This window comes from Streptomyces sp. iso_384, from assembly GCF_056172905.1.
This window is the reverse complement of record NZ_JBWBTT010000001.1, coordinates 6988516-7005933: the sequence shown is the minus strand read 5'-3', so window position 1 is coordinate 7005933 and position 17418 is coordinate 6988516. Positions and strand designations below refer to the sequence as shown.

Sequence of the window (17418 nt, the reverse complement as noted above, 5' to 3'; positions counted from 1 at the left end):
GGGCGGCCCCGGATCTTTTGCCGAGAAGGGGGCCGCCCTTGGCGCAGCTACTGGTCGTGCTTGAGGTCAATGGCGGGAAGTCCGGCGCGGGTGAGCGCGGCGGGGTCGTAGCCGGGCAGGGTGGCGCGGGTGATGAGCGCGGTGGCGAGCTGCTCGGCGTACGCGCCCCCGGCGCGGGCGGCTTCGATCTGGGCTCCGGCGCGTAGACCTTCGACGCGTTCAACGTGTCCGTGCTCTTCGCGCCGGACTTCCGTCTGCCGGTGGTGGGCGAGGGCGGTGCGTCGGTCGGTGCGCCAGTAGCGGGCGGCGATCCCGTACGCCACAGCGGTGGCCACCGCCCACAGCAGGATGGGCAGGGACCAGCCGTCGGCGTATCCGGCGACTCCGGCGAGGGCGAGTGCTCCGGAGGTGGCGAACGCGGTCCCGGCGAGGACCCCGTCGCCACCGCTGCGCCCGGCGGCGGCGAACGCGCCGGCGGTCGCGGCTCCGGCGGCGAGGGCGACCATCAACACGGCGTTTCCGGTGGAGTGTTCGGCACCGTTGGCGTTCCAGATCCGCCCGAGCATCAGCACCGTCGAGGTGCCGATGGCCGGGGCCACCTTCGGGGCCGCGAGCGCGGCCCAGTGGCGTTGGACGAGAGGTTCGTTCATCGCACGCCTCACAGGTCCGGGATGGAGTTGATGACGGCGGTGGTGAGTTCGTTGATCGGGGTGGAGGCTCCGGTGGAGGCGAGGAAGAACCCGAACATCACGGCGATGAACGCGGAGCCCGCTCCGAGCGACTTGGAGCGGAGCAGGAAGAACAGGACGAGTCCGAAGAGCAGGACCAGGGAGACGGTGACGGCCACGACGGGCCCCTTTCCGAGGGTGGTCGACGGTGCGGTGAGTGGGGGGTGGTCAGCGGGTGCCGTCGCGGTGGAGGCGGGCGGCAACGTTGTAGAGGTGGCGGCCGATCCGGATGCGCTTGCCGGTGGCCTTGCAGCGGCGGCAGTCCTTGCCGCGCTTGACCCGACCCTTGCGGTCGGTCTTCATCGCGAAGCCCCAGCCACGGCAGCGGCGGCAGTTCCCGAACGGCGAGGCCGCACACAGCGATGCGTAACTGAGCGTGATGAACATGAGGAGGGTGCTAGCGAGCAGGGCAGGGGTCATCAAGGGCCTCCAGAGCCTGTTCCCGGGGTTTTCGCAGGTGGGGCGCTAGGTACTAGCGTGCTGATCAAGCGGCGTATGGGCTGCTAGCGGTGCCGCTAGACCTAGCGGGGGTGGGCGCTAGGTCTAGCGGCGTACCGGGGTCAGCTCGCGTCCCGCTTTCCGTCACGCTCCGCAATCACGGTGAGGATGCGGGAGCGTTCGATACCGCGCCGGTTCGCGCCCTTCCCGGCCTCGGTCTTGCCCCACACCTGACCGGTGGGGACCCCGTGCGGCTTGAGCGCGGCGGCGAGGGCTTCGGGATCCCAGCCGCCGTAGACGTCGGGCCGCAGGTCCGCGAGCCGGGCCACGACCACCTCGGACCACACCTTCGGCTCCTCGGCCGGCACGACGGCGAGGATGTCCCGCAGCAGGTCATACCCCGAGGACGGGTCGCTGTCCTCGAACGTCTCTCCGGCCGCGTGGCCGGTGAGGGTTCCGGCGGCTTCGCGCAGGCGGCGGGCCCGCAGCCCGATCACCTCGGCGGTGGGCGCGTCGACGTAGACGGACGAGACGATCCGCGCGTCGGCACCTTCACCGACGAAGTAGTGGATTCCCTTGTCCTTCCAGGAGAACATCGTGGCCCGGATGCCCCGCTTGTACGACGACGTACCGAGGACCATGTCGTTTTCGAGCTGGCCCATGACCTTCAGGCACCACCGGGCCGACGCGTTCGCGCTGATCCCGGTGGGCAGCGCCTTGGCGTCCGGGCGCTGGGTTGCCAGCAGGAGCACGATCCCGGTCGCCGGGCCGCGCTTGACCAGGTCGGTGCAGATTTCCTCGAACTCCCCACCGTGCTTGGGGTGCTCGAACCAGACCTGGCACTCATCCACCCCGATCACGATCGGGTGCAGCCCGAGTCCCTTCTTGTTCGCCAGCTCGGACGTCACCTTCGACTCCGGGCAGATATCCCGGGGAAGTGACCGGATCATCTTCGCCCGGCGGCGCAGCTCGGTGCGCAGGGCCCGCAGGTCCTCAAGGGCGTACTCGATGTCCTCGTCGTCGTCCCCGGCCCGGTGCCGGTGTGAGATCCGCTCGCCCACGGGGTCGAGGTCGCCGGTGCCCTTGAGGTCGTAGGTGTGGACCTCGGCACGCGCGTCCAGGGCGGCGATGAGCAGGAGCAGACGTAGGAGGAACGTCTTGCCCATGCGGGGGATCGCGCCGATGACCCCGGCGATGTACATCAGGGTGATGTCGACCCAGCGTCCCCGCTGGTCAGTGCCGAAACTGACGGGCTTGAACAGGTCGACGGCCCCGGCCTTGATGAGCGGCCAGGCGGGCTTCGCGGCGGTCGACATGTCCTGGTCCCCGACCCAGAGCACGAGGCGGCCGGTGTGTTCGTCGGGGACGGCTTCGGGCCAGACGCAGCCGAGTGGGCGGCGCAGGCCGGAGGCGAGCTTGTCGCGTCGCTCGATCACGTCGGTGACCGTGACGCCGTAAGGGAGGTCGCCCTCGGCACGCCATCCGGGGCCGTCGCGGGTGATCGGGGCGGTGAACGTGAACCCGTCCCGCCCCTTCCCCTGCGCCTGGCTGATAGCCGAAATGCCGAGCGCACCCAGCGCCCGGAGGACGATGTCGGAGGTGAGCTTGGGAGCCTTCGTCATCTCGACTGCGCGGGTGATGACCGGGGCGTCGGCCTTCGTGCCGGCCGACCCGAGCGCCATCAAAAGTGCTCCGAAGGTGAGGAGTTGGAGCCAGCCGGGGGCGAGGACGTAGATGGCGAGCGTGGCCCCGATTCCGATGAACAGGGCCAGCGTCGCCACGACGGTGCGCAGCCGCACTCGGCCGTCGCGCTGTCGGGAGAGCTTGAGGTACTCGGCTGCGTCCTCGCGCCGGACGGAGGCGAGGCGGACGGGTTCGCCCTCGCGGTCGGCCACCCACCGCATCGTCCCGCCGACGAACTTCGCTGCACCGGCCGGGGCCTGGAAGGTGAGGCGGGCGGCGTAGTACGGGGAGCGCAGGGCGTGGTACCCGGCCAGGTGACCGTAGTGCCCGCCCGCCCACTTCGCGGCGGTCCGGAACTCCTTGCCCGACCGCAGCCAGGCCGGGACGATCGCCCGCCGCTTCGCCCCCATGAGTCGGCCCATGAAACCGGGGCCGACTTCGGCGGGTCCGTCGACCATCACGCGCTCTGTCGGGTCGCCCGACTCGACACCCGACTCACCGGGCCGGGAGTCGGCCGACCGGTCGGTGGTCGGGTCGGCCGACTCGGCGCGGGCGGATCGGGCCTTGTCGAGGTCGACCACGGACCCGACCGGGTCGGGTCCGGCGGGGGTGTTCATGTCGGCTTCGAGTCGGTTGAAGAGTTCGCTTTCGTCGTCGTGATTCACTGACTGTCCTTCCTGGACAAGGGAGTGGGCACGGGCCCGGCCGACGCTGTGAGAGGTGAGCGGTCGGGCCCATGTCGTTGATGATCAGGCCGGATGTCGCGCACAAGGGGCGCACTCTGCGCCCCTCGCTCAACGTTTCGATTTCAGGCGGCGAGGGCGAACGCGGCGACCACGAGCACGAGAACGTGCGCGGTCTGGTCGACATGGGCAGCCCCGCCGTTCTTCGCCCATCCGGCCTGCTTGGCGAAGTTCATCCAGCGGGCGACGGGCCACCGCCGGTCGATGAAGGCGTGGGTGGCACCGATCCACAGCAGCACGGCGACGACGACCGGCACGGACAGCACCACGTCGTCGAGGAGCAGGGCCCCCACGATCAGAGCGGCGGCGCAGGTGACCACGTGGGTTGCGGCGTGGGTGAGATTTGCGACCCAACCGACCGCGTTGCAGTCGGCCTTGTGGGCGGCTTGGTGGTCGGTCTGGAACGGGTAGTCGGCCAGCAAGTGACCGAGGAAGAGGAGGACGAACAGTGAGCCGAGCATGGCGATCAACCCTTCCGGGTCAGGCAGAGGAGGAGTAGGCGCAGCCGGGGCACATGCCGAGCGAGGTCGGGATGCAGTACCCGATGTCCACCTGGCACTCCGGGCACGTGCGGCGCGCGGTCATCGCGGCGGCGAGCGCGGCCGTGCGACCCGGGGTCATCGGGCGGACGGGCTTGGCGAGGTCCAGGCGATAGAGATAAGCGACCGACACCCCGCCCTTGCGGCGGGAGGCGCGGCGCATCACCTGTGCAGCAACGGGCTGGCCGCCGGGGCGCAGCCCTCGGGCGCGGAGCTGGCGGCGGGTGGCGTAGCCGTTGGGGGCGTACTTCCACGGAAACGTCGGCACCCCGTACGCCGCCCCACTGGGGTCGTAGCACTTGCCGAATGCCGGGGACATCAGGCCGCGTCCCCGGGTCCGGCGAGGTTGGTGCCGCGTCGGCCGGCACGACGACCGGACCATGTGGCCAGGAGCCTGCCGAGCCCGGCTCGGCGGACCCCGGCCTTGGCCTGCTTCGCCGTATACATGGCCTCATCGGCCCGCCGGAGCAGTGCGGAGAGGTCGTCGCTGGGGTGGTCGGAGGCGCGGACCCAGCCGAGCGACACCGTGGTGCGCACCGCCGGGTCCATGCCGTCAGCCGGTCGGGCGAGGGCACCGTGGAGAACGGCGAGGAGGTCGCTGATGGTGCCGTGGGTGTCGATGACGACAGCTGCGAACTCATCCCCACCGAGTCGTCCGGCGGCCCCGTTCCGACCCACGTAGTGCGCGAGCCGGTCCGCTGTTGCCTTCAACAGGGCATCCCCCGCTGCGTGGCCGTACTGGTCGTTGATCTGCTTGAAGTGGTCGACGTCCGCGAGGACCACCACCGCGCGGGGGTCCTTCAGCAGGACGTTGGCGCGGCGGGTGAAGCCGTCGCGGGTGCGGAGTCCGGTGAGCGGGTCACGGCGAGCGCTACGCAGGGAGCGGCGCAGCCACACCGTGTGGACCGACCACCCGGCCGCGAGCGGACCGGCGGTGGCGAGGGCGGTTAAGAGGGTGCTCATGCCGCCACCGCCCCGGCCTGCTCGCCACCGGCACCCGCACCGTCTTGGTCCTGCTCGGTGTCGACGCTGTGCAGGGGCTGAGCGACGCGTTCGGCCTTGAGGGTGTCGCGCAGGTGGCGGGCGGTGGCCTGCGAGACGCGTACCGCCGTGCGGATGCCGTCAGCGGTCAGCGCCGCGTCAGGCCACGCCGTGGTGACCTCCCGAGCCTCGGCGAGGATCTCCTCCGGGGTTCGCTTTGGCTGCTTCGCCTTGACCGGGCGACGCGGCGGACGCTTGGCCTTGGGCTGCGGCTCGTTCTCCGGGGCCCCGGAGGGTTCCGCGTCCGGAACCTTGTCGGACTCCGGAGCGGCCGGTTCCTGCTCGGGCGTGGGATTGAGTTCTCCGAGCTTGAGGAGGACGCGTTCGCGGCGGGGGGTCTGCGAGCGCCACCGGCGGCCGTGCCGCTCGCGCAACTCGGCGCGGGCCAGCAGGCGTTCGCGTTCGCGGGTGAGGGCGTCGGCGTAGGAGGTGACCTCCCACAGCGTCATCCGGCGCCACAGGGCGAACGTGGACGGGAAGGCGAGCAGCCATCGGGAGGCGCGGATCTTGTCCATGCGGCGGCCGGTGACCGCCCCGATGCGGGAGGCGTAGATGTGGGCGCCGATCTCGGAGAACACCACCCACAGCAGAGGCATCGTCCCGTGCGCCACCTTCGCCCACAGCCCATGCCCGGCCGAGACGTTCAGCCCGCATGTCACCAGGGTCAGAATCCAGGGGACGAAGCGCACCCACGCCAAGGGCATGTCCATGCGGATCAGGAGCAGGTTGGCCACCGAGAACACCGGGATCGCGACGTCCATCCCGACCGGCACCATCCACGCCTCGCTGAACCCCCACCCCGCCGCCGCGTCGGACACGGCGTCGAAGGAGGAGATCAGCCCGAGCGCGCCGACACCGGCCGCGGCGAGTGCGCCGAATCCGGCGAGGCCCATCTCCGGTCGGGTCAGCGGCGGAACCGCTGGCCGCACGGTTTCCGGTGTCGTGGTGGTCATGCCGCCACACCGCCCCGATACTGCCGTCGGCCGGCCGGGCGGCGGGCGGGGAGCTGGGTGACGTTGAACAGCTCCGGGGCGTGGGCCTCGATCGCCTGCACGGCGACCTGGCTCACGCGGTCGGGGAAGTCGGGGTTGTCGGCGAGGATGTCGCGGGCCGCATCCATGCGGGCGGCGCGCTCCATCTCGCTCTCGTCCTCTACACCCAGCCACAGATCCAGCGGGGTACCGAGGGCCAGTTCGATGAACTCGGTGGTGCTGGCCGCGATGCGACCGGCCACAATGTTCTTCATGGGTCGTTTTCTCCTGTCGGTGGAACGGCCCAGAACAGCGGCCCCGGTGTTCGAGCACCGGGGCCGCGCGCCGTTCAGATGGGGTGAAGCTGGAAAGTTGTTCTCCGGCTCCCCTCAGCCCCTCCCGTACGACCCGAGGGCCGGACGGGAGGGGGAGGCAGCCGGCAGGACTTCGCCGGTCGGCCGCTACCACGGCCGACCGATCCCGAGTCTGCAAATCGGTGCGTCATCGTCACTGCTCTGACGCCAGCAGAGCGGCGCGTACCGGGTGGCAGCAAGACGCTGACCTCCAGGGATGGAGGGATGATCGCCAGGCTGTTCTCCAGAGCCAGCACGCCAAAAGGGGCCGCCGACGACATCACCCGGACCGCCGCGGGGACAGGGACTTCCACCCTGCCGTTCGTTCTTGGCACGCTGTTCAGTTCTCAAGCTACGAGCGCTTCCTTCAAACCCGTTTCACGGGGCTCACCGGGCGCAGGTAGAGCCGTTCACAGCGATCCCTCTACGAGAGATGCAGTACCTCTATTACAGGTACTGCATCGATTGCCGTCAAGCTCATCGGTGGAACCTCTGGGCTTTGCGCCGGAACTTCCTGGCGCACCATCAGCATCGGTGCAGCTCAGGGGCGTTGGTTACCCCTTCCGTGGACACCTTGGGTCGATCTGGCTACCGTCGAGAAGTCCCAAGTCGTCCCACCGGGGGTAGAGATGACCAACGAGCGCTTACGTTCGGCCCTGCTCGCTCAGGGCATGACCGTCCGCGACCTGGCCGAAGCCATCGACGTGAACGCCAAGACGGTGGAGCGCTGGATCACACAGGGGAAGGTGCCGTACCGGAGGCACCAGTACGCGACGGCCTCTGTGCTCGCCGTGGATGTCACGACGTTGTGGGACGACGGCAGGGCTGTCGACAGCGCTACCGACCTGAGCAAGGCAGAGATCGTCACGGTCTACCCGCACCGCCACATGGTCCCGAACGGACTATGGCGGGAGCTGTACGCACGGGCCCGCAACCACCTCGATGTCCTGGTCTACTCCGGACTCTGGCTCTCGGAGGACCCTCTCTTCCACGGCCTCCTGAAGGCCAAGGTCGAGGGCAACGCGCGGGTCCGGATCATGCTGGGAGACCCAGGCTGCGACGCGGTGCGGCAGCGCGGCATAGACGAGGGGCACCGCATCATGGACGGCAAGATCCGCAATGCCTTGGTGAACTACCAGCCCCTCTTCACGAGCCACCCAGATATCGGCTTCCGGCTCCATGACGCCACGCTCTACAACTCGCTCTTTCGATCCGACGACGAGATGCTCGTGAACACGCACGTCTACGGAATCGGCGCCTACATGGCCCCTGTTCTGCACCTGCGCCGACTGCCGGGCGGCGGGCTCTTCGACACCTACGCCCGTAGCATCGAACAGACTTGGGGCAACGCACGCCCGGTCACCGACGCCGACATGGTGGGAGCCTGAACATGGGACGCATCGACTACCTTCACGACCCGGACGCCCCGCCGGCCAACTCGGTGGTGCCGTCCGTCGTGGCGTTCGTGCGGAATGACGAAGGTGCCGTCCTGCTCATTCAACGTTCGGATAACGGCCGTTGGGCTCTGCCCGGTGGCGGCCATGACGTCGGCGAGTCCATCAGTAACACCGTTGTGCGCGAGGTATGGGAAGAGACCGGCATCAAGGCCGAAGTCATAGACATCTCTGGCATCTACACCGACCCCGGGCACGTGATGCTCTACGACGACGGAGAGGCACGGCAGCAGTTCAGCATCTGCTTCCGCGCTCGCCCCGTCGGTGGTGATATCCGAACGAGCGACGAAACAACTCAGGTCCGCTGGGTCACCCCAGCGGACCTGTCCACGTACGACATCCACTCGACCATGCGGCTCCGAATCGAGCACGCTATGGACGAGGCGCGGCCGACTCCCTACATCGGCTGACGCTTAACCTCTGCCAGCCGCAGCACGACCCGTGCAGTGCAGGCGAGAATTTCCGGTTCCGCACGCCGGATAAAAGTACCGATGAGGCTGTCGGAGCCGTACCGGCTGGCGATCTCGTCCACCCGGTCCACCGGGTTGGTCGACGTGCCGTCTGGCGTCGTGTTCATATCGCAGTAACAGAGCGCGTCCGCAAGGTCAGGGTGCTCACGCGGGAACTCGGCTTCCAGCTCGTCGCGCATCCCACGTGCTTCGGCTTCCATCCACGCACAGGAGTGGTGCGCGACAAGGCGCACGATGCGCTCGTCCGCATGCGCGACGTGCCGGAGGTACCGAGCGCCGTCGAGCGGGTGAAACCCGGTCTTGGCCAGGTCCGGTGCGTACCCGATGTCATGCAAGACGGCCGCGGCCTCGAGCAGCTCGGCATCGTCACCGAGGATGGGGGCGAGGGTGCGGGCCCTATCAGCCACACCCTGGCAATGTGCCCACCTACGCGGCAACGGCTCGGCAAGCAGCTTCTCCGCAAGGGGGTAGGCCCACTCGATCAATCCCGTGGTCGTCAAGATGCCGGAGACTCCGTTCGCTTCGGTAGCGCCCGTACAGTGCGCTGCTTTCCCTGCCGACCTTCGGACAGCAAGCCGGCCGATTCAAGCCTGTCGAGAGCCTTACTCACCGTGGGCCTCGAGACCCCGAAGCGGACGCTGAGCGCCGTCGTACTCGGAAAGGCTGCCCCGACCGAAAGACCATCCTCTGCGATCACATCCGCCAACCGCTCGGCAAGAGGTCTGCGGTCAACGTCTCCGCCCGGCCGCACCACCCGCCAACGACCGCCAGGCACCCGCTCCGCGACCCCATCCCTCTCGAGGGCTGCGAAGGCCCGCAGAGCAACACCGCGAGACACACCGTGACGTCGCATCAGATCCGCAGCCGACGGTAGTTCGGTCATCTCATCGTCGGCATCAACCTGTGCTCGGACTGCGTCAGCGACGAGCAAGAAGGTCCCCCGCGGGCTGGCCTGCTGTGTCACAGCCTCCTCCTCTGTCTGCCTGGACACTCCGAATCTCCCCTGGTTAGGGGATGACCGACCACTTAGCTGTGTCAACGGATCCCCCCCCTTTAGCGATCAGGAAGAAAGGACAGCTCTCCGCTGCACCAATCCTGGAACCAACAGGGTACAACACCTCGGGAAATTTGATCTTGCAATTCCGGCCCAGAGAAGGGAGTCGCACCCCTAATTTTCCTACGCCCCACTCCGTTGACGCGCGTGGCAACCATTCGATCAAACCAATCCTTTCCGCGCACCCAGCCGATCACTTCATGAAATGGGTGGTAACTGGGTGTTGAGATTTCATGGAGAACACAACAAGCCCAGATAAGGAAGTGATTTACATCTACATTGGCCGTCTCGCCAGAAATTTCTGGATGACGCGTCGCCACGTTCCTGAAAATGTGATCCACAAACGGTCCGTTGATCGTCAGCCTAGCCACATAGTCATCACCCTCGGAGATTCCAACAAGATGGCCCGAATTATCGGCACCCCCCCAAAGGCGCTCGGTCAAATCCAGAATCAGAGGTCCGGATACTAGCTCACCGAATGCATAGAAACCCAGAAGCCAATCCAGCCTCTGCCATTGACTCGCATTAATATCAACGAGGCCATTCCGTACGAGATAGCCCATGAGTGGAGGATCCAAAGACTGCACGGGCCCCATGGCGCTAGCGACTCCGAACATTTCTTCTGCCCATGCACTGTCAAAAAGCCCTTCCTCGCCAGACCAGTAAAGGCGCGCCCACCTTCGCATGGCCACCTCGGCCCACGCCTGATTCGAGCGAATGATGGAAATAAAACGATTACGTGGATCCCTGGAAAGCTCAAAAACTGAAATGGCTGTCGTGTAGCTTTCCTCTGGGTTGGTATCTGCCCAATGATCCAGCAGTGCATGAAAGATTGATTCTGTCGAGTGAGGCGGAAGTGGAGCGGAGTTCATAATGCGCAAGCACAACGATAGGTACTTAGCTGCGTTCTGTCGCCCTAGCCCCTTGGCTTTGTCCATCAATCCAGCTACGACCTCACGGGCGCCACCGTCATATTTATCATCCGCACACTGGAAGATAACGTCTGCCAGAACGGAGCTGGCATCGCGTTCGTAAGCCTTAGCCACCTCAGTCACGATCTCATCAAGTGATCGCGACCTCCTCACAACAGCCTCAGCTGCGAAGTACTCCATAAAGGTCCGGTGAGTGAAACCAAAAATCCTCTGATCTCTGTCATCTGTTCCTTGGTAGGACAGCAGCCATGCCCTGTCAGCACAGAAATCGAGAAAATCTTGCGCCCTTACCCGGGCGTCATTCTCGTCGACTGAAGCAGTGTCGGTGAAGAATTGGGCAATCAACTTCTTCAGCTGCCGTTCCTGCACACCCGCCTGGGCCGTCTGGCTCTTGTGAAAGAAGAGTGCAAGCTCTTGCATGAGCCGATTGCCGTACTGGCGATGGTCCAACGGCTGCTCGATGTGCCGCATCGCATCCCAGCGCTGGAACAATAGATCCGCACAGGACTCATACACAGTTCGGCGGTTCCGCGGAATGTATCCTCGGGCTCGATAAAGAGCACACAGTAGGGACAGCATCAACGGATTTGTGCATAGATCAGGAACGTTTTCCGTCTCCCGTAGAAATGCTTCCCTCTCGCGGTCGGTTCTTCCGGTTACAGAAAACCATCTTTGAGTGTATTCATAGACTTGCTCTTCCGAAAAATCATCAAGCTCATACGTATCAAACTCACCTGAATTGAACCTCGCCTTGCTGTAGCCGACGCGACGAGCAGTTACCAGGATAGGAGTCAGCGGATAACGGACTGCAAAGGCTTCAATTGTTTTGACGAAGTTCTGTCTACGCCCAAGATCAATAATTTCATCAATGCCATCAAAGATTATGAACGCCCGCCCCAAAGTAGCCAAGTCATTTACGACTTCGTCTGAGACGTCAAGTTGCAGATTTTCACGCAAGGACCGAACGATGGCACTTACGACATAAGAGTTCCCTTCGGCATTGGGAATATCCTTGCAGGAGATTACGAAGGGTGCATAGGTTGACGCGACCTCGCTCCCAGTGGACAATTGATGAACAAGGTTCTGCGTCATTGTGCTTTTTCCGACGCCAGGATTTCCGATCACAACGCAACGCGGCCGGCTGGTGGGAGAAGTGAGGAACGTGTCGTTTCTGATTCTGTCAGAGTTCTGCACCCGCAGGTTTCGTGGTACGTAAAGAACTTCATGGTCGAACCGGAAGTTCTCAGCTGCGTGGCTAAAGGTGTGTGCCAAATTCAGTTCCGCGTACCTGCGCTCCGATGCGGCCCTGATGTCAGAAAGGCTGTTACGAGCGTCCTTGAACCTTTCGGGTGAGCCCAAAATATCCACTACGTCTCGAAACGCTACGTTGGCTGGCCGTGATGAGCCTCCCAGCTTCGGCGTAGCGCCTACATATGACGTGATCCTGGCTACTTCGACGGCGCTAATGGCTGTCGTCGAGAGCGTGTCGGGGAACATGCTCTCCATGTAAGCAACTACCAGTTGCCAAATCTCTCCAGCCAAGCTTGACCAGTTGTACCCATTCTCGTCACAGTGCTCCTCAGTGACGATAGAAAAAGTATCTTTGTACTCCTCAGCCAAAAACGCAAATGAGTCGGTATCTCTCATGCCCAGGCGAGCAATGAACATGAACTGACTCAGTGCCACGACTTCGGGTTGCTCCAAAAAATCGGAGATCTGAGATACTTGGTCTTGCGTGAGCATGGCGAAGGCTTCTCCGGAACCATCACGGAGAATCAGCCCACCACGCTCATCTGCTTCCTCTGACCACTCCGCTGGCGATGGAACCTCGCTCTTGACAGGTGCCGAAGATCGCTGCACTACGGCGGCTGCGATTCGTCCCATTGCACCAATGACCACGGGTTCCATGCGACTCCAATCGGACGTTGCCAAGAGGGTCCATCATGCCAGCGGCGCGCTGCCTAGCCTCATGAACCGGCAACTCTGATCCTCAAGTTGCAACGGTTGGCTCGGTACCGACGCCAGTGACAGTTAGGGCTGAGGCTGTCATGTTCCCGACTCACCGGTACCTCGGCCGAGCACGACTACCGAAGTACTTGTCATGCGCCTCTGGGGTGAACGCCTCAAGCGTGCTCCCGTGCGGCGCTTATGCGCCTGCCTATGGCAAGCGCCACACAGGAGACTGCATGAGGTCTGAAGTTGCTTGGCCTGTCGTGAGGAGTATGGGTGGCGTCTCAGTCCAGGTGCGGTGCACGCACCAAAGCTGGCACAGCGTGCAGGAGCCTCGCAGTGATCGGCACCTCTCGATGCGCGAAGCATCAAGGCACCTGGTCTGCATACGGTGCCGCGCAGCGCAAGGAGAAGGAAGCCAAGGCGAAGAAGCGCAAGATCCGAAAGAAGCGATAGGTGCGCAAGAAGACCTACCGGCGGGCCGTCGGCGCAGTCTCGTTTGCAGCTGTAAGCGGACGACCACCCTCCCGACGATCTTGCCGGAGACCTGGTGAGTGGACAGGCGCGAACCAGGGCGAACGCGGCCATGCAGAGTTGGAGAGCGTGTTGGTGATGTAGTGCCCTGGCATGGGCCATGTGTGGGCCAGGACACAAGCCTGGAGAGCCGCAAGGGGGATAAGTGCAGGTCGGCGCGGTGGCAGTTGGCTGGGCTGCCCGGTCTCGAAAACCGTCCCTGATCACTGTCCGAGTCAAGGGCTACGCTGCGGTGCGTGGATGATCAGACGTACGACGATGCCTACCGCGGTTGGCGAACGTCGCTGACGACCCTGTTGGCCGATCCCGCGCGGCTTGCGCGGTGGCAGGAGCGGCGCTTTCAGTTCGCTCATCGCGTCGGAGCCCTCCTGACCGATGGGCATGGAGCTGGCCCTGCCACCACAGGGCCAGCTCTCTACGGGGTGTTCGCCGCTGGCGCGGGCCTTTGCTACGTAGGGCAGACACAGGAAGCCGAGCGCCGGCTGCGGGATCTTCCGGTGGGTGAGAGCCATCACCTGGCCAACACGGTGCCTCCCGAACTTTGGGAAAGGGTGGTGGTGATCCGCTGGCCGCTGCTGCTTCCCGAGGCGCCCGTGAACGAACGTTCGCTGGTCGACGAGATGGGCCCAACGATCTGCGGCCTCGCACTGGAGCACGCCCTACAGGTCGCAACTGCCCCGCCGTTGAATAGCCGCCGACGACGTACGTCCGGCGACTGGCAACCGCGGAACCTCGCACAGAGCCGCTCTCGTGGTGCAATCCACGCGCAATCCGTACCTGGTCTGACCCAGCTGGCTCTTGCTGCTTGGGTTTCCCTCTCTAAGTTGGAGATACCCGAGTACTCTGCGGTTGTCGACACCGGGATCGGCCGGGCGGTGTCGCCGACAGCGCTGCATCAGCCGCTGGAAGGTTGAGGGGCGGGGCACTGGTTCGAGCGGATTCTCGCGGGTGCCTCCGGGGGAATCAACAGTCGGACAGAGCGCAGCGCACGCCGTTGGTGGAGCCGCTGGAGGTCTGCGGGCTCAAGGCGCCGGGGCGCTACGGAAAGTGTGTACGCGGTGCCAGGCGAAGTACTGTTCACGTGCTGGCGTCCACCATGGGGTCGTGCGGTCGACCAGGTGGTCCTCGATGTGTTGGGCGACCGCTGGTGCTGAGGCAGCGAGTGGGCTGACCTGGATCTGTCCGCCTTCCGCGATGGTGATGAAGCCGCGTTCGTAGAGGCCGTCGCAGCCCAGCAGGCAGGCGAGCATTGCGACGTTCTGGAGATCGCGTTTCTCGGTGTCGGTGCAGGCGGCTCGCTTTTTGATGTGGGCGGCGATGAGGAAGGCGGCTGGCAGCGAGCGCCCGCACAGGGCACATTCGCCTGTGGGGCCGGGGAGCAGCGCGCGCTTGAGGTGTGCTTGTTCTCCTCGTTGGGCGCGCTCGGCGCTGCGCTCCAGGGGGCCGGTGTAGTTGGTGATGGCCTGTTGAGTTTCGGATTCCTCGTCCTCGGGCTGGACGGCCTGGGCGGGTTCCAGTGTCAGGAGGCTTTGGAGGAGGTCGGCCTCGGTGTCGTTGAAGGCCTGGAAGCGCATGATGTTGCGGGTGGGCTTCCAGGCGAGGAGGTCGCGGACTTCCTCGATCGGGATGTCGAAGCCTCGGGTACCGGAGAGGGCGTACATGTACTCCCAGGTGTCGCCGGCGTCGTTGGTGTCCCACAGACGTGCTGCAAGTTGTGGGTTGCGCCAGGTCAGGGCGACCGTTCCGCCGAGGTAGAGGCGCTTGTCGCCGCTGAAGAAGACCCAGGAGCCGGGCTCCATTTTGCGGATCTCGGGGAGGTTGGCCCCGTTCTTGCCGGGCATGACGCCCCACATTGGGGCGACGCCCTCCGGGAAGAGCTGCTTGAGCGCGTCCAGGGTGGCTGTATCCAGCAGGTCGGCATGTTGGTCGAAGACGACTGGGCTGGCGATGGTGTCCTGGTAGTGCTCTTCGACGATCTTGTCCGAGCGTCTCGCCGGCTGTGCAAGGACTCGCATGGTTACTAGGCCCCTAGGTTCGTGTACTTGTCGGCGCGGCCGTAAGCGAGGTCGACCGGATAACGCTGCCCGTTCAGCTCGATCTTCTCGGCCAAGGCCTCTTCCAGGTCCACGCCTGTGACGTCCGCCAACCGCAGCAGGTATGCCAAGACGTCGGCCATCTCTTGGCGCACCGCTTGGGCTTGGTCGGGCATGTCCATGATGGCTTGCGACTGCTCCGGGGTGAGCCACTGGAAGAGTTCGGCCAGCTCCCCTGCCTCGCCGGAGAGCGCCATGACGAGGTTCTTCGGTGTGTGGAACTGCTCCCAGTCGCGTTCGCGGGCGAACCGGGCTAGTTCTTCCTGCAGTTCTCGGATCGTCATGCGTCTATCCCTACCAGGTGCCTCTGACAGTCGTGCCTACTGGCAACGAATCTGGCTGAGCTGTCAGTTGCGGCTGCTATAGATCACGCATGCATGTCTTTGAGGGAACCGTTGAGGAAGCCTCGGCCCGGCTCGCCGATCCCGGATTCGTCGCGCAGTGCGCCGAGCGGTTTACCGCCGTGCACGGCCGGCCGCCGGGGGAGGGGGAGCTGAGGAGCTGGTCGGGGAGCTGGCCAACGCTGGTGAGCGTGCTGGTATCTGCCGGGCTGCACGAGCTGCACCTGTTCCTGGAGTACGAGCTGCCCGGCTCCAGCCAGCGGGTCGATGCTCTCCTTCTCGGCCGGCGGGCGGGGCGTCTCGCGGCTGTCGTTGTCGAACTGAAGCAGTGGACGTCTGCCAGTTCGCATCCAGTTGGAGCGGGGATGCTCATGGCGGGAGAGCGGGAGGTTCTGCACCCTGGGCGTCAGGTCGGCGGATACGTTGCCTACCTCAACGATTGGGTTCCTGCCGAACTGAACCTTGACGTGCGTGGCCTGGCTTTCCTGCACAACGCATCGGCAGAACTGACCGAGCGCCTGCGTGCGCTCGCCGCCAACGGCCCCAGCGCTGTCTTCCCACTGCTGGGAGCCGATGACCTTCCCCAGAGCGCCGAAGCCTCAGTGCTGGCAGCACGACTGCAGTGCGCAGACGTTCAACCCGCCGACCGCCAAGCGGTCAGCGACTTCCTCCTGGCTCAGCACCGTCCGTCCCCATCCCTGCTTTCCAGGGTTGCCAGCACCATCGAAGGCCACGACGGCTTCCGGCTCATCGGCGACCAGGACAAAGCCCGCCAGACCATCCACCGTGCGATCAAGGCTATCGAGCAGGGCAGACCGGGCCACCTCGTGGTCGTAACAGGTGGACCGGGTACCGGAAAGACGGCGATTGCTGCCCGGGTCCTGGGCGACCTCTGCCTCAGACAGGACGCCAACCCCAGGCTCCTGTCTCCGTCCGGAACGCTCACCCAGCAGCTCACCCGCGCCGTCGGTGACGCAGCCAAGGGCCTTATCGCCACCCTGACCACCACGCTGCCCCGCGGATTGAGCAAGGACAGCAGTGTCGTCCTGCTGGACGAGGCCCACCGGGCACGCACCGACCCGCTACGGCGTAACAGCGAGTTCCCCGACCTCTTCACCCGACTTGTCCGCGACTGCGCGGCACTCGTCCTCTTCCTGGACGAACGACAGATCGTTCGCCCCAGCGAGGGGACCACCCTCGACGAACTCCGCCGCCTGGCCCGCGCTCGCGGTTACACCTTCGCCCACATCGACCTGACCACCCAGTTCCGGTGCGGTGGCTCGCGAACCTATCTCGACTGGATCGACACCCTCCTCGCTGAAGACGGGCAGGCACCCGAATGGCAGGGCACCGACTACGATCTCGCCGTCGCCACCAGCCCTGCCGAACTCGAAGACTGGGTCGCCACGCACCAACATGCGGGCCACAGTGCTCGCATCACCGCCGGTTTCTGCTGGCCTTGGGACTCACCCCCCACCCCGCCCCTCACGCCAGAAGTCTCGATCCCCTGGACCGACGAGACCGGGGACCACCTGTGGCAACGGCCATGGAATTCCCGCGCGAGCGGCGTCCTCGCGGGCACCGACACCCCGGGGCGGGCCTTCTGGGCCACCGGCCAAGGCGGCCACCAACAGATCGGCTGCGTCTACACCGCCCAAGGCATGGAGTACGACTACAGCGCCGTCATCCTCGGTGACGACCTCACCTGGACCCCCACCGGCTGGCAAGCCAGACCCGAGAAGAGCCGTGACCTCGCCCTTCAAGGGCTGTCGCCAGCGCAGTACCTGCGTTACGCGCTGAACACGTACCGCGTCCTCGCCACCCGCGGAACTCGAGGGACGCGCCTCTATTCAACTGACAAGGACACGCAAAACCACCTCCGCGCGTTGACCACCGGGCATCTCGCCTGAAGTCAAGTCACGCTATGGCAGCTCGGTGGAACGTCGCGATTGCCAGAAGTGCATAGGAGGATGGTCGATTTGAGGTATCGCGCCGCGCACGGTGGACCTGGCAATGCGACAGTTCTTCGCCAACCTTGGCGTACCAAGCCTGCGTGGGTGAAGCTCTCCCGTGGCAGCGGGTCGCGGTAGCACC

General features: G+C 65.2%; 18 protein-coding genes. 4 read left to right on the top strand and 14 right to left on the bottom strand.

All coding sequences use genetic code 11. The features are described 5' to 3' along the window. Positions 1 to 47 precede the first annotated feature (47 nt). From AC0VY3_RS31395 to AC0VY3_RS31355, 9 genes are all read right to left on the bottom strand, one after another. Positions 48 to 650, bottom strand: coding sequence for a hypothetical protein (locus AC0VY3_RS31395; protein ID WP_475551128.1), 603 nt, complete (start codon positions 648 to 650; stop codon positions 48 to 50). An 8-nt stretch (positions 651 to 658) separates the two neighbouring features. Beyond that, the gene (locus AC0VY3_RS31390) at positions 659 to 847 is read right to left on the bottom strand and encodes a hypothetical protein (protein ID WP_234876414.1); all 189 of its coding nucleotides are present in this window, start codon (positions 845 to 847) and stop codon (positions 659 to 661) included. A 49-nt stretch (positions 848 to 896) separates the two neighbouring features. Further along, entirely contained in the window at positions 897 to 1148 is a 252-nt protein-coding gene (locus AC0VY3_RS31385) for a hypothetical protein (RefSeq protein ID WP_475551127.1), read from the bottom strand. 140 nt (positions 1149 to 1288) lie between these two features. Continuing rightward, positions 1289 to 3514, bottom strand: coding sequence for a cell division protein FtsK (locus tag AC0VY3_RS31380; protein ID WP_475551126.1), 2226 nt, complete (start codon positions 3512 to 3514; stop codon positions 1289 to 1291). Positions 3515 to 3657: 143 nt separating this feature from the next. Continuing rightward, complete coding sequence (locus tag AC0VY3_RS31375; protein WP_313750889.1) at positions 3658 to 4053, bottom strand: DUF3307 domain-containing protein; 396 nt, start codon at positions 4051 to 4053, stop codon at positions 3658 to 3660. Between the two features lie 19 nt (positions 4054 to 4072). After that, positions 4073 to 4450, bottom strand: a complete 378-nt coding sequence (locus AC0VY3_RS31370; protein ID WP_475551125.1) for an RRQRL motif-containing zinc-binding protein — start codon at positions 4448 to 4450, stop codon at positions 4073 to 4075. Then, positions 4450 to 5094 carry a GGDEF domain-containing protein gene (locus tag AC0VY3_RS31365; RefSeq protein WP_475551124.1) on the bottom strand — a complete coding sequence of 215 codons (645 nt, stop codon included), beginning with the start codon at positions 5092 to 5094 and terminating at the stop codon, positions 4450 to 4452. Before AC0VY3_RS31365 ends, AC0VY3_RS31370 begins: the two co-directional genes overlap by 1 nt. Then, positions 5091 to 6125, bottom strand: a complete 1035-nt coding sequence (locus tag AC0VY3_RS31360; RefSeq protein WP_475551123.1) for a DUF2637 domain-containing protein — start codon at positions 6123 to 6125, stop codon at positions 5091 to 5093. The genes AC0VY3_RS31365 and AC0VY3_RS31360 overlap by 4 nt, the downstream gene beginning before the upstream one ends. Beyond that, positions 6122 to 6418 carry a hypothetical protein gene (locus tag AC0VY3_RS31355; RefSeq protein ID WP_475551122.1) on the bottom strand — a complete coding sequence of 99 codons (297 nt, stop codon included), beginning with the start codon at positions 6416 to 6418 and terminating at the stop codon, positions 6122 to 6124. The genes AC0VY3_RS31360 and AC0VY3_RS31355 overlap by 4 nt, the downstream gene beginning before the upstream one ends. A 707-nt stretch (positions 6419 to 7125) precedes the next feature. Here AC0VY3_RS31355 and AC0VY3_RS31350 point away from each other — a divergent pair. Together AC0VY3_RS31350 and AC0VY3_RS31345 are read left to right on the top strand one after the other, a co-directional pair. Then, positions 7126 to 7884, top strand: a complete 759-nt coding sequence (locus tag AC0VY3_RS31350; protein WP_475551121.1) for a helix-turn-helix domain-containing protein — start codon at positions 7126 to 7128, stop codon at positions 7882 to 7884. A 2-nt stretch (positions 7885 to 7886) separates the two neighbouring features. Next, a complete protein-coding gene (locus tag AC0VY3_RS31345; RefSeq protein ID WP_475551120.1) occupies positions 7887 to 8360 on the top strand; it encodes an NUDIX domain-containing protein in 474 nt (157 codons plus the stop codon). Here the strand turns inward: AC0VY3_RS31345 and AC0VY3_RS31340 are convergent. The 3 genes from AC0VY3_RS31340 to AC0VY3_RS31330 all read right to left on the bottom strand — a co-directional run bounded on the left by AC0VY3_RS31340 (position 8348) and on the right by AC0VY3_RS31330 (position 12314). After that, the gene (locus tag AC0VY3_RS31340) at positions 8348 to 8920 is read right to left on the bottom strand and encodes an HD domain-containing protein (RefSeq protein WP_475551119.1); all 573 of its coding nucleotides are present in this window, start codon (positions 8918 to 8920) and stop codon (positions 8348 to 8350) included. The genes AC0VY3_RS31345 and AC0VY3_RS31340 overlap by 13 nt on opposite strands. Beyond that, complete coding sequence (locus AC0VY3_RS31335; RefSeq protein ID WP_475551763.1) at positions 8917 to 9273, bottom strand: GntR family transcriptional regulator; 357 nt, start codon at positions 9271 to 9273, stop codon at positions 8917 to 8919. The genes AC0VY3_RS31340 and AC0VY3_RS31335 overlap by 4 nt, the downstream gene beginning before the upstream one ends. A 200-nt stretch (positions 9274 to 9473) precedes the next feature. Beyond that, complete coding sequence (locus AC0VY3_RS31330; protein ID WP_475551118.1) at positions 9474 to 12314, bottom strand: NACHT domain-containing protein; 2841 nt, start codon at positions 12312 to 12314, stop codon at positions 9474 to 9476. An 812-nt stretch (positions 12315 to 13126) separates the two neighbouring features. Between AC0VY3_RS31330 and AC0VY3_RS31325 the strand changes: the two genes are divergently transcribed. Continuing rightward, a complete protein-coding gene (locus AC0VY3_RS31325; RefSeq protein ID WP_475551117.1) occupies positions 13127 to 13804 on the top strand; it encodes a hypothetical protein in 678 nt (225 codons plus the stop codon). Between the two features lie 108 nt (positions 13805 to 13912). On the opposite strand, the gene AC0VY3_RS31320 is transcribed toward AC0VY3_RS31325, so the two are convergent. Next, positions 13913 to 14905, bottom strand: coding sequence for a hypothetical protein (locus AC0VY3_RS31320; RefSeq protein ID WP_475551116.1), 993 nt, complete (start codon positions 14903 to 14905; stop codon positions 13913 to 13915). Between the two features lie 5 nt (positions 14906 to 14910). Then, a complete protein-coding gene (locus tag AC0VY3_RS31315) occupies positions 14911 to 15267 on the bottom strand; it encodes a nucleotide pyrophosphohydrolase (RefSeq protein WP_403398350.1) in 357 nt (118 codons plus the stop codon). A gap of 89 nt (positions 15268 to 15356) precedes the next feature. Between AC0VY3_RS31315 and AC0VY3_RS31310 the strand changes: the two genes are divergently transcribed. Next, positions 15357 to 17234: a DNA/RNA helicase domain-containing protein gene (locus AC0VY3_RS31310; protein WP_475551115.1), complete on the top strand. Its 1878-nt coding sequence runs from the start codon at positions 15357 to 15359 to the stop codon at positions 17232 to 17234. Positions 17235 to 17418: the final 184 nt, after the last annotated feature.

Excerpts from the sequence above, each read along its gene's own strand:
- AC0VY3_RS31310 (WP_475551115.1), top strand. The coding sequence starts at position 15,357 with ATGCATGTCTTTGAGGGAACCGTTGAGGAAGCCTCGGCCCGGCTCGCC.
- AC0VY3_RS31375 (WP_313750889.1), bottom strand. The coding sequence starts at position 4,053 with ATGCTCGGCTCACTGTTCGTCCTCCTCTTCCTCGGTCACTTGCTGGCC.
- AC0VY3_RS31350 (WP_475551121.1), top strand. The coding sequence starts at position 7,126 with ATGACCAACGAGCGCTTACGTTCGGCCCTGCTCGCTCAGGGCATGACC.
- AC0VY3_RS31320 (WP_475551116.1), bottom strand. The coding sequence starts at position 14,905 with ATGCGAGTCCTTGCACAGCCGGCGAGACGCTCGGACAAGATCGTCGAA.
- AC0VY3_RS31335 (WP_475551763.1), bottom strand. The coding sequence starts at position 9,273 with ATGCGACGTCACGGTGTGTCTCGCGGTGTTGCTCTGCGGGCCTTCGCA.
- AC0VY3_RS31345 (WP_475551120.1), top strand. The coding sequence starts at position 7,887 with ATGGGACGCATCGACTACCTTCACGACCCGGACGCCCCGCCGGCCAAC.
- AC0VY3_RS31355 (WP_475551122.1), bottom strand. The coding sequence starts at position 6,418 with ATGAAGAACATTGTGGCCGGTCGCATCGCGGCCAGCACCACCGAGTTC.
- AC0VY3_RS31365 (WP_475551124.1), bottom strand. The coding sequence starts at position 5,094 with ATGAGCACCCTCTTAACCGCCCTCGCCACCGCCGGTCCGCTCGCGGCC.
- AC0VY3_RS31315 (WP_403398350.1), bottom strand. The coding sequence starts at position 15,267 with ATGACGATCCGAGAACTGCAGGAAGAACTAGCCCGGTTCGCCCGCGAA.
- AC0VY3_RS31395 (WP_475551128.1), bottom strand. The coding sequence starts at position 650 with ATGAACGAACCTCTCGTCCAACGCCACTGGGCCGCGCTCGCGGCCCCG.
- AC0VY3_RS31330 (WP_475551118.1), bottom strand. The coding sequence starts at position 12,314 with ATGGAACCCGTGGTCATTGGTGCAATGGGACGAATCGCAGCCGCCGTA.
- AC0VY3_RS31385 (WP_475551127.1), bottom strand. The coding sequence starts at position 1,148 with ATGACCCCTGCCCTGCTCGCTAGCACCCTCCTCATGTTCATCACGCTC.
- AC0VY3_RS31360 (WP_475551123.1), bottom strand. The coding sequence starts at position 6,125 with ATGACCACCACGACACCGGAAACCGTGCGGCCAGCGGTTCCGCCGCTG.
- AC0VY3_RS31370 (WP_475551125.1), bottom strand. The coding sequence starts at position 4,450 with ATGTCCCCGGCATTCGGCAAGTGCTACGACCCCAGTGGGGCGGCGTAC.